The 12,535-nt window shown below is 56.1% G+C and carries 9 protein-coding genes; 2 read left to right on the top strand and 7 right to left on the bottom strand.

Annotation, left to right across the window (positions count from 1 at the left end; genetic code table 11):
- Window positions 1-12: 12 nt before the first annotated feature.
- The 6 genes from yihA to RAH42_RS06690 form a co-directional block, all read right to left on the bottom strand.
- Window positions 13-609, bottom strand: a complete 597-nt coding sequence (yihA, locus tag RAH42_RS06665) for a ribosome biogenesis GTP-binding protein YihA/YsxC (RefSeq protein ID WP_317539090.1) — start codon at window positions 607-609, stop codon at window positions 13-15.
- Window positions 606-2,924 carry an endopeptidase La gene (gene lon / locus RAH42_RS06670; protein ID WP_317539091.1) on the bottom strand — a complete coding sequence of 773 codons (2,319 nt, stop codon included), beginning with the start codon at window positions 2,922-2,924 and terminating at the stop codon, window positions 606-608. The genes yihA and lon overlap by 4 nt, the downstream gene beginning before the upstream one ends.
- Before the next feature lie 3 nt (window positions 2,925-2,927).
- Entirely contained in the window at window positions 2,928-4,226 is a 1,299-nt protein-coding gene (gene clpX / locus RAH42_RS06675; RefSeq protein WP_317539092.1) for an ATP-dependent Clp protease ATP-binding subunit ClpX, read from the bottom strand.
- Window positions 4,227-4,313: 87 nt separating this feature from the next.
- Window positions 4,314-4,892: an ATP-dependent Clp endopeptidase proteolytic subunit ClpP gene (clpP, locus tag RAH42_RS06680; RefSeq protein WP_078016955.1), complete on the bottom strand. Its 579-nt coding sequence runs from the start codon at window positions 4,890-4,892 to the stop codon at window positions 4,314-4,316.
- Window positions 4,893-4,976: 84 nt separating this feature from the next.
- Entirely contained in the window at window positions 4,977-6,329 is a 1,353-nt protein-coding gene (gene tig, locus RAH42_RS06685) for a trigger factor (protein WP_317539093.1), read from the bottom strand.
- Between the two features lie 171 nt (window positions 6,330-6,500).
- Window positions 6,501-7,016 carry a hypothetical protein gene (locus tag RAH42_RS06690; protein WP_317539094.1) on the bottom strand — a complete coding sequence of 172 codons (516 nt, stop codon included), beginning with the start codon at window positions 7,014-7,016 and terminating at the stop codon, window positions 6,501-6,503.
- A 312-nt stretch (window positions 7,017-7,328) separates the two neighbouring features.
- On the opposite strand from RAH42_RS06690, the gene RAH42_RS06695 reads away from it, so the two are divergent.
- Both RAH42_RS06695 and RAH42_RS06700 read left to right on the top strand, forming a co-directional pair.
- Window positions 7,329-8,999 carry an ABC transporter ATP-binding protein gene (locus tag RAH42_RS06695; RefSeq protein WP_317539095.1) on the top strand — a complete coding sequence of 557 codons (1,671 nt, stop codon included), beginning with the start codon at window positions 7,329-7,331 and terminating at the stop codon, window positions 8,997-8,999.
- A gap of 2 nt (window positions 9,000-9,001) precedes the next feature.
- Window positions 9,002-10,738, top strand: a complete 1,737-nt coding sequence (locus RAH42_RS06700) for an ABC transporter ATP-binding protein (RefSeq protein ID WP_317539096.1) — start codon at window positions 9,002-9,004, stop codon at window positions 10,736-10,738.
- A gap of 140 nt (window positions 10,739-10,878) precedes the next feature.
- Here the strand turns inward: RAH42_RS06700 and rpoD are convergent, their stop codons facing one another.
- Window positions 10,879-12,060 (bottom strand): RNA polymerase sigma factor RpoD, encoded by a 1,182-nt coding sequence (rpoD, locus tag RAH42_RS06705; RefSeq protein ID WP_120372030.1) that lies wholly within the window; start codon window positions 12,058-12,060, stop codon window positions 10,879-10,881.
- Window positions 12,061-12,535 lie beyond the last annotated feature (475 nt).

The following is a 12,535-nucleotide window of genomic DNA, read 5'->3' on the forward strand; positions in this document are numbered from 1 at the left end:
TCAAAGTTGAACTTATTTCAGCGCAGTGGTCAGATACAGATCGATCTGCGCTTTCAGAGCTTCAATCGTCTCGGGTTCGTCGACTGAACAGGCCAAAGGCAGGTTCCACGAATAAAGGCCCGCTTCGACATATTTCATGACAACGCTCCTACGTTTCGTTTTTGCGATCTTGTCGGCTTTGGTGAAAACGATCTGCATCGGCACGTTCAAGGCTTTGAGCCATTCCTGAAGTTCGCGGTCCTTATCCAGCAGGCCGTGCCTGACGTCCACCAGATGAACCACCAGGACCAGATTTTCGCGGCGCTCGATATAGCCCTCGATCAGCGAGGCCCAGCCCCTGCGTTCGTCCTTGCTGCGGGACGCGTAGCCAAACCCCGGCAGATCGACGAGCGTAAAGGGATGGGGCGACTGAACGTCAAAGAAGTTGACGCTGCGGGTCATCCCCGGCTCCGAACTGACGCGGGCCAGTTTCTGCCCGGCCAGTTTGTTCAACAGCGAAGATTTGCCGACGTTGGAGCGCCCGGCCAGGGCCACTTCGGGCAGACTGCCTGCGGGAAACTGCTGGATCTTGTAGGCGGTACAGCGCAGCGACGCCTTCCACGCGATCATCGTCCGCCCTCCAACGTTTCTTCAAGGACTTGCGCGGCCTGAGAGACGAAAACATAATGAACGCCCTGTTTGATCCAAGGTTCCATGTCTTCCACGTCCGCCCGGTTCGCTTCCGGTATAAACAGATTATAAATGCCGTAGCGTTTGGCCGCCAGAGTTTTTTCGCGCAGCCCGCCGATCGGCAGCACGTCGCCGCGCAAAGAGATTTCGCCGGTCATGGCGCAGCCGGGACGGAATTTTGCACCGCTCAAAGCGGAAAAAAGCGCGATCGCCATGGTGATGCCGGCCGAAGGCCCGTCCTTGGGAATGGCGCCTTCGGGGACGTGAAGATGCAGTCCTACGCTGCCCCATTTTGGTTCAGCCTGATCCGTCAGCTTACGCCAATGGGATTTGATGAATCCCAGCGCGGTCATCGCCGATTCCTGCATGACCTTGCCAAGGTTGCCGGTCAGCTGCAGCTCTCCCTTGCCCTGCATCTTTACGGCTTCGATGATCAGGACGTCGCCGCCGGCAGCCGTCCAGGCCAGTCCGACGGAAAGTCCCGTCTGCGGTTCCTTGGGGATTCTCACGTCCGGACGATGAGGCGCGCCCAGATAGCCTGCCAGATCTTTGACCCCAACGCTGACTTTTCGCGGCGCTCCGTCCCGCTCTTTCCGTTCCAAAGCCGCGCGGGCGATCTTGCGGAACAGCGTGGACAGGCGCCGGTCGAGCTCGCGCACGCCGGACTCGTGAGAGTAGTCGGCAATGACGGCTTTCAACGCGGGCGCCGAAAGGACCACGTCTTTCTTCGTCAGGCCGCTCTCCCTGTAGATGCGAGGCAGCAGATGGTCCTTGGCGATGTGATACTTCTCTTCGGGCAGATAGCTGGAAAGCTCGATCACGTCCATACGGTCCAGCAACGGCGCCGGGATCGTATGAGAGACGTTGGCCGTCGTGATGAAAAGCACGTCGCTCAGGTCGACGGGCACTTCAAGATAATGGTCGGTAAAATGGGAATTCTGCTCCGGATCGAGAACTTCAAGCAGAGCGCTGGCAGGATCGCCGCGAAAATCCGAGCCGATCTTGTCCACTTCGTCGAGCAGCATGACGGGGTTGCTGCAGCCGGCCTCTTTCAATTTCTGCACGATGCGTCCGGGCAGCGCGCCGATATACGTGCGGCGGTGCCCGCGGATCTCGGCCTCGTCGCGCATCCCGCCTAAAGAGAAATTGACGAAACGACGCCCCAGCGCCTGAGCGACGGATTTTCCCAGCGACGTTTTGCCCACGCCGGGCGGTCCGACCAGACACAAGATCTGCGCCCGCGAGGACTTGCCGGCCAATTTCCGTACGGCCAGATATTCCAGCAGTCGGTCTTTGACGCGTTTCAAACCGTAATGATTGGCGTCGAGGACTTTTTTCGCCGCGCCGATGTCGAGCTGCTCTTCCGATTTTTTCAGCCATGGCACGTCGAGCAGCCATTCCACATAGTTTCGAATGACGGTCGCTTCCGGCGACATGGACGGCGTTTTCGACATGCGTTTGAGCTCGGACTCGACCTTCGAACGGACGTAATCGGGCAGTTCGCTCTTCGCGGCCCGGTCGCGCAGATCTTGAGCTTCCGGAGAATCGTCGATCTTCAGCTCTTCCTGAATGGCTTTCAGCTGTTCGCGGAGAAAATACTCCCGCTGGTTCTGGTCGATCTCCTTTTGGACCTTGGAGTGGATTTCCCGCCCCAGCTTCAGCATTTCCGTCTCCGAAATCAAATATTTCAGAAGGAGCTCGAGGCGGCTGTCCACGCGAAAACATTCAAGCAGCGACTGTTTGCGCTGAACGTCAAGGGTCATGTGCGCCGCGATCATGTCAGCCGCCAGACCGGGATCCTTGATGGCGCTGACCGGCTGGATCAGCTCGGCCGGCAGACGGGGGTGATAGGTCACGTAGCCCTCAAACTCGCGGAGCACTTCCTGGCGCAGGGCTTCCAGGCGGTCGTCATCCACGTAGCCGCTCGGCACAGAGACAAGATCAGCTGTCAGCATGGAATCCTGCAGCACATACGCGCGGCAGCGTTTGCGCTCTTTTCCTTCGAGCAGCAGCTTCATCGTACCGTCGGGCATGCGGATCATCTGCAGCATCTCGCACACTGTGCCGACATCGTATACATCCGCGGGGCCCGGATTTTCTTCCTCAGGATTTTTTTGAGCTGCCACAAAGATGCGACGTTTCTCCGCGGTAGCCGCGATTTCTATGGCCTTCAGAGTCGAAGGGCGTCCGACGAAAATCGGCACGAGCACTCCGGGGAAAATGACGGTATCGCGGGCAGGCAGCACATACAGCATCGGTCAAGACTCCTTCGCTTCCGCGTTTTTGATGTATTCAGGCTGCCCCGTTCCCGCAACGTACTCCGGAGTGATGATGATTTTCTCGATGTGTTCTTTGGCGTTGGACGAAGGGACTTCATACATCAGATCAAGCATCAGGTTTTCCATGATCGCGCGCAGGCCGCGGGCGCCGGTCCCCTTGCTGGCCGCCTTTTCGGCGATCGCGCGGATGGCCTCCGGCCGATAGTCCAGTCTGACGTTCTCCATCTCGAAGCTCTTCTGATATTGCTTTACCAGGGAATTTTTCGGCTCGGTCAAAACGCGCACCAGCGCGTCCGCGTCAAGACTTTGAAGAGGTACGAGCAACGGCAGACGCCCGACCAGTTCGGGGATAAAGCCAAAAGAAACGAGATCTTCGGGTTCCACCTGTCTCAGCAGGTCGTAGCGGTCGGCAGCGGTGCCGTTGCGAATGTCGCTGTCGAAGCCAATGACCTTCTTATTGACGCGGCGGCCGACGATGTTTTCAAGCCCGTCGAAAGCGCCGCCGCAAATGAAGAGAATGTTGGCCGTGTTGACCTGAATGAATTCCTGCTGAGGATGTTTACGCCCTCCCTTGGGAGGGATATTGGAGACCGTTCCCTCGAGAATCTTCAAAAGCGCTTGCTGCACCCCCTCGCCGGAGACGTCGCGAGTGATGGACGTAGATTCCGATTTGCGGGCGATCTTGTCGATCTCGTCGATGTAAACGATGCCGCGCTCGGCGGCGGCCACGTCATAATCGGCCGCCTGGACGAGCCTTACCAGCACGTTTTCGACGTCTTCGCCCACATAGCCGGCTTCCGTCAACGTCGTGGCGTCCGAAATGGCGAAGGGAACGTTGAGCTTTCTCGCCAGACTCTGGGCAAGGAGCGTCTTGCCGCTTCCCGTCGGCCCCAGCAGGAGCAGATTGCTCTTTTGCAGTTCCACTTCGCCGCCGCTGAAACCGGTGACAATCCGTTTGTAGTGATTGTAAACGGCGACGGAAATCGCCTTTTTGGCGTAATCCTGACCGATCACATACTCATCGAGATACTCTTTGATCTCTTTCGGGCGCGGGGGATTTTTCAGCGCCGTCATCATCTTGTCGTCGTGCTGTCCGGCATCATTAAAAGCTTCGTCGAGATCCGCCGTATTTCTCAGATAGGAATTGCAGATTTTTATGCATTCGCTGCAAATGTTGATTCCTTCCGGACCGGAGATCAGAGTGATCCCGTCTTCGGCGCTTCTGCCACAGAATGAACAGCGCGGATTCTTGCGATTTTTGTCGTCAGTGCGTGCCATGGCAGCCATCCCTTTCGATATCAGCCTGTTTTATCATAAACAACACGAGAGAGAGGGGCAGGAATCTCAAAGTCATTCCGCTCCGTTCTATCGCTTGTCGATCACTTTGTCCACAATGCCGTAGGCGAGAGCTTCCTGCGCCGTCATGTAGAAATCGCGGTCAGTGTCTCCCTTGACTTTTCTCATGCTCTGTCCCGTATGCTTCACAAGAATATTGTTCAGCGTTTCCTTGGTTTTGACGATCTCGCGGGCCTGGATCTCAATGTCGCTGGCCTGTCCCTGCGCGCCGCCGAGCGGCTGGTGGATCATGATGCGGGAATTCGGAAGAGCGATGCGCTTGCCGGCAGCCCCCGCCGAGAGCAGCACCGCGGCCATGCTGGCCGCCATGCCGACGACAATGGTGGACACGTCGCATTTCACGAACTGCATGGTGTCGTAAATCGCCAGCCCCGCCGAAACCGAGCCGCCGGGGGAATTGATATAGATGCTGATGTCGCGCTCCGGGCTTTCGCTTTCCAGAAACAACAGCTGCGCCACCACCGCGTTGGCCACGTCGTCGTTGATCTCGTCGCCCAGAAAAACGATGCGGTCCTTCAACAGCCGCGAGTAGATGTCATAAGAGCGCTCTCCTCGGCCGGTCTGCTCTATTACAAAAGGAATATACATGTTGAAATCGAGGCTCCTTTCTGCTTCTCTATTCAAAAAAAATTGCCGCGGCATCGTATCTGCCGCAGCAACGAGGGAAAATCCTTAATTCTGAGCGGCAGGCGCTTCAGCGTCAACACCCTTCTTCACTTCGTTGACTTTAACTTTTTCCATAATCGCCTGCAGCGTCTTGCGGTAACGCGCCTGAGAGATCATGTTCTCGAAGTCCTCCGGACGCTTCTTCAGCATGTCCTTGATGCTGTCGCCGGAGATGCCGTAATTGGCGGCCATCTGGGAGATCTCCCCGTCCAGATCCTCTTTTCGCACGGAGACGCCGAATTTCTTGGCGCAGGCGTCCACCACGAGATACCCCATCACGTCGCGGCGAGCGTCTTTCTCGAGATTCTCTTCGAGTTCCTTGAGATCATGCCCTTCGGACTTGTAGTATTCCTCAAGGCTCATCTTCGTCCGCTGTTTGACGTTTTCCTCGAAACGCTTGCGCAGATGTTCCTGCTGGCGCCGCACCATCGAGTCGGGCAGTTCCACCTGGGAAGCCTCGGTAATCTTCGCGACCGCTTCGTTCTCGGCCGCGGTACGGGCGTCGGCCTTCAGGCGCTTGTCGAGGTTCTCGCGGATCGTGGCGCGCAGTTCCGCCTCGCTGTGTACGTCCTCCGAGGTGACTTTCCTGAAGAACTCGTCGTTCATCTCTGGAGCGACCGGCTCTTGAACCTCGATGACGTCGAACTCGTAGTGAGCCGTTTTGCCGGCGACCGCCTTGTCACGATAATCGTCGGCGACGTTGATGTCGGCGGAGTTTTTGGTTCCAGCCTCAGTCCCCGTCAAAGCCTCGACGATCTCGGGGCGCATGGAAAGATTGTCCAGTTCGAACGTGTCGATCTGGGGTTCGTGAGACACGATGTCTTTGCCGTCGTCGTCTTTCACGACCAGGCTGTAGGCGGCGCGGACTTTATCGCCATGCTGAGCGGGCCGATCGACGGGCCGATAGGTGGCCAATCTCTTTTTCATGTTTTCGAGCGCTTCGTCGACCATGCTTTCGCTGACGGCGAACACCGGCAGATCAACGGTGATATCCGAGAGCTCGGGAAGAGTCACCTCGGGCTCGACCTCGTACTTCACGGTAAAAGTGACGTCCTCGCCCTCCTTGATGTCGAGATCGTCGACGACAGGTGAAGCGATCGGCTCAAGATCGTACTCGGCGCAGACTTCGTCAAGAACTTTGGGAAGCATGTCTTCGAGCGCCTGACTCATGATCGAGTCTTTGCCAAGGCGCATTTCCAGCACCGCTTTGGGAGCCTTCCCTTTACGGAAGCCGGGGATGTTGACCCGTTTGGCGATCTCGGCATAGGTCTTCTTCAGCTGAGCCGCATAACCGGCCTGATCCACGGTTACCTTGATGGTTACGATATTTTTTTCTTGTGACAGCAGTTCCGATTTCACAAGAAGCACTCCTTTCAAAACCTGGACTCAATGGTGATAAAAAAACGACTCGGATAAGTATATCACAGGAAAGCCAAAGAATCTTCATTTTTCGCGCCCAAAGTTTATCGAAACGCAAAAATATCCTTTACGACGAAAAAATTATTTTCCCGTCTCTTTTCCTCGCGCTTCCTATATTGACATGGCAGCCGCCATATCGTACCATAATAGTGAATTTAAATTCAATTTATGAGGTGACCCGCCGTGCCCCAAGTCTTGAAAGAAGAGATCCGCGATCGCATTTTTCGCGCCGGGATCGGCGTTTTCTACGAAAAGGATTACAGAAGCGCCAAAATGCAGGATATAGCGGACAAAGCGCAGATCCCCGTCGGGCTCATCTACAGCTATTTCAAGAGCAAGAAAGAGCTGTTCGAGAAGATCGCGACGTCTATCCCCATAGACGTCGACCGGATCGCGCAGGCGGAAGAAGCCGAGACGGGGCTTCCGTCTGAAAAATACAAAAAAGCGGCGGAAAGCTATTTTTTGAACATCCTCGAACATCACAAGGTGTTCGTCATCCTCATGGATAAAAGCTGCGGCACCCAATTCGCGAACGCCAAAGAAGAATTGATCCGCTCCATAGAAGCGCATATAAAAAGGGCCCTGTCGAAAAACGCGGGCACTCCATATCATGACATGCTGGTCCATATTTTGGCCAACAATTTCACAGAAAGTTTGCTGGAGGTCGCTAGACACTACAGAAGCAGGGCGTTTGCCCGGGAAATGCTCGCCCTCGTGACAAAATGCTATTACGAGGGGGTGAACTCACTGCACGTTCCTTCAGCCCTTCAAGATTGACGTCAACTCCGATTTCTGCATCGAAGGCTCCGTTCCGATGCAGAAAATATTTTCTCGCAAATACCGAATAGAAATTCAAAATTCAAGAAGGAGATCCACGTTATGCCGTCTTCCCAAGAACTTATCCGTCACGTCGCATCGAAAAACAGGCTCTCGAATATCATGATCTGCCTAAAGGCCGCATTGGATATCATCCCGCAGGTTCTGGTCATACACATGATTGGAATCGCCTATTCCCATAGCCTCTCTCGAAATCTCATACTGAAAGACTCCGGCTGCATTCTCTTATGCTTCGCTCTGAAAGCGGTCTGCGCCTATGGAGCCGTATGGAAGGCTCACGAGGCTGCCTACAACTCTCTAACGGAACTTCGCCTTCGAATCATCGCCCATTTGAAAAAGCTTCCGCTGGGATTTTTTCAGGAACGCAGAGCGGGCGAGCTGGCGAACATCGTACAGCACGACGTGGAACAGGCGGAGGTTTATCTGGCGCACGGACTGCCCGAGATCATGGCCGCCGCGCTTCTGCCCGTCGTCATCTTCGTCGTTATGCTCGCGCTCGAATGGCGCCTGGCGCTGCTCATGATCGCGGGACTGCCTCTGATGTGGCTTACCCGAAAGATATCCGCCCCGCTGTGGAAGAAGAACTTCAAAATCTTCACCGACAGCATGAGGCGGATGCAGGGGAACCTCATGGAATACGTCTCAAATATTTCCGTCGTCAAGGCTTTCGGGAAAGAGGAAAGAAAAACCGAAGAGACGCTTCGCTCCGCAAAAGATTACGTGTATTGGGTCAAGAGATCCATGGCGGGCGTTTCCGTCCCGATGGGGCTGATCGATCTCTTCATGGAATCCGGCGTCGTCCTGGTCATGATATTCGGCTCGTGGCTTCTTTCCATCGACAGATTGTCCGTATCGAGATTCGTGCTGGCCGTCATTTTAGGCGCGGCGTTCACCTCGTCCATAGCCAAGACGGCGACGTTTCAGCATTACAGGATCGTATTCAATCAGGCGATGTCGTGCGTCGGCTCCATCCTGAACGTCCCCGCGCCTCAAAGCCGCGCGGCAGATGCCGCGGCGGCAAACGGCGACATCGAAATCCGCCGTTTGAGTTTCGCTTACAAGGGCAAGCGGGACACTCTCAAAGACATCGATCTCACATTCAGGAAAGGCAGCCGCAACGCGCTGGTAGGCGCTTCGGGCTGCGGGAAAAGCACGCTCGCCCACCTTCTCATGGGGTTCTGGCGGCCGGGTACGGGAACAATCAGCATCGCGGGACGGGATATTCAAGAACTCTCCGAAAAACAGCTGAATTCGCTGTTTTCCATCGTCCAGCAGGAAGTTTTTCTGTTCAACTTGAGCCTGAAAGAAAATATCCTCATCGGCAACCCGAACGCCTCTGATGAAGAGATCGTTTCCGCCGCTCGAAAAGCGCGGCTCCACGACTTCATCATGTCACTCCCCCGTGGCTACGACACGGCCGTCGGAGAAGCGGGCGTGAAATTTTCAGGCGGGGAAAAACAGCGCCTCTCCATCGCACGGGGCATCTTGAAAAACGCGCCGATCATCGTTCTGGACGAGGCGACGGCCGCGGTAGACGCGGAAAACGAGGCCTGCATCCAAGCGGCGATCGCCGACTTGAGCCGGGAAAAGACGATCATCACGATCGCCCATCATCTGAACGCGATACGGAACGCGGACCAGATCGCCGTCATGGACGACGGCGCTTTGATCGACAGCGGCACGCATGCCGAACTCATGGAACGCTGCGCGTTGTACCGCGAAATGGTATGCGCCCAGAACAAGGTCGACAACTGGAATATCAGGGAGGCATAGGCATGGTGCGGGAAATATGGAACACTCTCACGCCAAGAGGCAGGCGTTCGCTGTTGATAAGCGTCCTCAGTTTCACCGCGTATGCGCTTTCCGGCGCGGCCATGATGCTGCTGGCGCTGAAAATCATGGGGGATATCTCCAGCCGGACCGTGAATTTACCAAAATATTGGCGGCTGCTGGCCCTCTGTCTTGTGCTGAAATGCGGCAGCAACATACTGGCGGACGTACAGAAGCATTTCGCCGGTTTCGATATCGTCTACGAGATCAGATCGAAAATCATCCGCCGCCTGAAAACTTTTTCTCTCGGCTTCTACACGAACGAAAGGCTCGGCGAGATCAGCACCATCATCCACAAAGATGTCGACAGCATGGAGATGGTCGTCGGGCATATGTGGCCGAGGATGTGCGCCGATTTTATCGTGTCGCTGGCGCTGCTCCTTTTCCTGTCCTGTCTGAACGCGAAAATGAGTCTGCTGATGCTGTCGCTCCTCCCGCCCGCGCTTCTGTGGCTCGCCGCGGGTTTGAAAAAAGCCGGACGACAGGAGGCGGAAACGGGGAACAGCCTTGCGGATATGGTCAGCCTGTTTGTGGAATACGTAAAAGGGATCCCGCTGCTGAAGGCATTTCCCGAAAGCAGGCAATTTGACGAAAAGCTTGCGTCCGCGGCGCGGTCCTTCGGGGAGCACAGCAAGCAGACGGCACAAAACAAAGCGGTCGTTTTGTCCCTGTACGGTTTTCTCATCGACGCCGCTTTCTGGGTCATGACCACGGCAGGAATGTTCCTCGTCATGGACAAGACCTTGCCGATGAGTCATTATCTGACGTTCGTCATTCTCAGCCGAGAGTTTTACAAGCCCTTTACGGCGATAGAAAGTCACTGGATGAATTATCTCAAGGTAACGGACAGCTTCAAAAGAATAAAAAAGATCACAGAAGCTCCGACCGTCGTAGAACCGGCCGTTCCCAGGAAGCCGAAAGATTTCTCCATAACGTTCGACAAGGCCCGCTTCGCCTACGAAAAAAACGGCTTCATCCTGAAAGACATTTCGTTTCACACGCCGGAGCGCTCGCTGACCGCGCTCGTCGGCGAATCCGGCTCCGGCAAGACCACGATCGCCAACCTGCTGCTCCGCTTTTGGGACGTCCAAGGCGGGAGCGTCCGCATCGGGGACACGGACGTTCGGGACATGGATTACGACGAACTCCTCGATTCGATAAGCATCGTCATGCAGAACGTGCAGCTGTTCGCGGACACGATCGAGAACAATATACGCCTGGGAAAAGCGGATGCGACGAGCGGCGAGATCGTGGCCGCGGCAAAAAAAGCACGGATCCATGATTTCATCCGCTCGCTGCCGAAAGGTTATCAAACTCCGATCGGCGAAAACGGCGTCGGACTTTCGGGCGGACAAAAACAGAGGATCTCTATCGCGCGGGCCTTTTTGAAAGACTCGCCAGTTTTGCTCCTCGACGAGATCACGAGCAGCGTCGATCCCGTCAACGAGGTCCTGATTCAGGAAGCCATATCGGAACTTGCAAAAAACAGGACCGTGCTGGTCGTCGCCCACCATCTGCGCACGATACGCTCCGCCGATCAGATACTCGTGTTCAGGAACGGCGCGATCGTACAGGCGGGAAAGCACGAAACCCTGCTCGCCCAAAAGGACGGCTGCTACCGCCGGTTATGGGAACGAGGCGAACGAAAATCCCCTCCCGCGGCGGGAGAAACAGCGTCGTGACGGACTTTTCACGAAACTTTTCGGTTTTTCCGGCGTACTCCGCCGAAGGCCTCCGCGGCGGCAGATCGCAAAAGAGCCCTTTCCCAGGCTTGATGCCTGGGAAAGGGCTCTGTCTCATGACAAACTCTTGAAATAAAGAATCATTCGAGAAAATCGCGGAGTTTTTTACTGCGGCTGGGGTGGCGCAGTTTCCTCAGCGCCTTGGCTTCGATCTGGCGGATGCGCTCGCGGGTGACGCCGAAACGGCGTCCCACTTCTTCGAGCGTATAGGAACGTCCGTCCTCCAGCCCGAAGCGGTAACGCAGCACTTCGCGCTCGCGGTCGGAGAGCGCGTCGAGCATCTCTTCGATCTGTTCGTGAAGCAGGTTGCCGGCGGCGGCATCCTCGGGGCTGGGCATGTTGCGGTCTTCGATAAAATCGCCGAGCTGACTGTCCTCTTCTTCGCCGATGGGAGTTTCCAGCGAGACGGGGAGCTGAGCGATGCGGCGGATCTCTTCGACGCGCCCGCTCTCGATCTCCATTTCGTGCGCGATCTCCTCGTCGCTGGGTTCGCGCCCAAGTTTCTGCACGAGCTGGCGGGAAATGCGCACCATCTTGTTGATGGTCTCCACCATGTGCACGGGGATGCGGATTGTGCGCGCCTGGTCGGCGATGGCGCGGGTGATCGCCTGGCGGATCCACCACGTGGCGTAGGTGCTGAACTTGAAACCCTTGCGGTAATCGAACTTCTCCACGGCGCGGATCAGACCGAGATTGCCTTCCTGGATCAAATCGAGGAACAGCATGCCGCGGCCGATGTATTTTTTGGCGATGCTGACGACCAGACGAAGATTGGCGTCGATGATCTGCTGTTTCGCCTCCGCGTCGCCGGCTTCGACCCTGATCGCCAGCTCGCGTTCCTTCTCTCCGCTCAAGAGGGGGACCTTGCCGATCTCGCGCAGATACATGCGCACGGGGTCGGACAGAGGCACGTCTTCCATGCGTCCGAGCTCTTCCCCGTAACCGGGGGCTTCGTCGCCGCCGGACGAGGCAAAATCGGACGCACTGTCGTCGTCGCCCGAAACGTCGGGACTTTCTCCTTCATCGGAAATCTTTGCCCTGCTTTTCGAAGGCCGCTTCGACTTGGCTGAATTACTATCTTTTGACGTGACTTGAGTGGAATCATCCAGTACCTGAATGCCAAGTTCCGTCAAATTAATGAAAACATTGTCCAGGATCTCGGAACTCCAATAATCTGCGGGAATATATTTCTCGATATCCTTGTGAGTCACGTAGCCATTCCTGCGCCCCTGCACGATGAGCCCGCGGATATGGCTCATCATGGAACGCAGATAGTCCGGATCGCTTTCCGAGATTTCGCCGGGAGAAGATTCCTCCGAATCGTCTCCTCCCCGTTCTCCCTCAAGGGGCAGATTTTCGTCGAGCTCATCGTCGGTTCCCACCTCGGCGAGATCCTCCGCGTCGGGGCCGCTGAAATTGTCGAGGTCTTCGTCTGCGGGAACCTCGTCAAACGGATCGTCGGGTTCTTTGGGAAGCGCGTCCAGCGTGGCGGTCAACTTGATACGCTCCGGGGCGCTCTTTCTTTTGATACCCTTTTTCTTCGCGTCGTCTTTCGTGAGAGGTTGCTCCTCCGGCTTCTCTGCGGCGGGAGTTTTCGGATCGCTTCCCTTCGCCGTCACCTTTTTCTTTTTCTTGACGGCTTTTTCAGACGTCTCGACGGTCTTTTTCGGGGTTTTCTTCGTTGCGCCCTTCCCTTCAGACGAAACGCCCGCCTGGATGTCAACCTCTTTCTTTACG

The organism is Pyramidobacter sp. YE332, assembly GCF_033060595.1.
Classification (GTDB): Bacteria; Synergistota; Synergistia; order Synergistales; family Dethiosulfovibrionaceae; genus Pyramidobacter.

What these genes read in the sequence shown, in the direction of transcription:
- yihA (WP_317539090.1), bottom strand. Translation starts at nt 609, where the DNA reads ATGATCGCGTGGAAGGCGTCGCTGCGCTGTACCGCCTACAAGATCCAG.
- lon (WP_317539091.1), bottom strand. Translation starts at nt 2,924, where the DNA reads ATGCTGTATGTGCTGCCTGCCCGCGATACCGTCATTTTCCCCGGAGTG.
- clpX (WP_317539092.1), bottom strand. Translation starts at nt 4,226, where the DNA reads ATGGCACGCACTGACGACAAAAATCGCAAGAATCCGCGCTGTTCATTC.
- clpP (WP_078016955.1), bottom strand. Translation starts at nt 4,892, where the DNA reads ATGTATATTCCTTTTGTAATAGAGCAGACCGGCCGAGGAGAGCGCTCT.
- RAH42_RS06690 (WP_317539094.1), bottom strand. Translation starts at nt 7,016, where the DNA reads ATGGACCAGCATGTCATGATATGGAGTGCCCGCGTTTTTCGACAGGGC.
- RAH42_RS06695 (WP_317539095.1), top strand. Translation starts at nt 7,329, where the DNA reads ATGATCTGCCTAAAGGCCGCATTGGATATCATCCCGCAGGTTCTGGTC.
- RAH42_RS06700 (WP_317539096.1), top strand. Translation starts at nt 9,002, where the DNA reads ATGGTGCGGGAAATATGGAACACTCTCACGCCAAGAGGCAGGCGTTCG.
- rpoD (WP_120372030.1), bottom strand. Translation starts at nt 12,060, where the DNA reads ATGATGAGCCATATCCGCGGGCTCATCGTGCAGGGGCGCAGGAATGGC.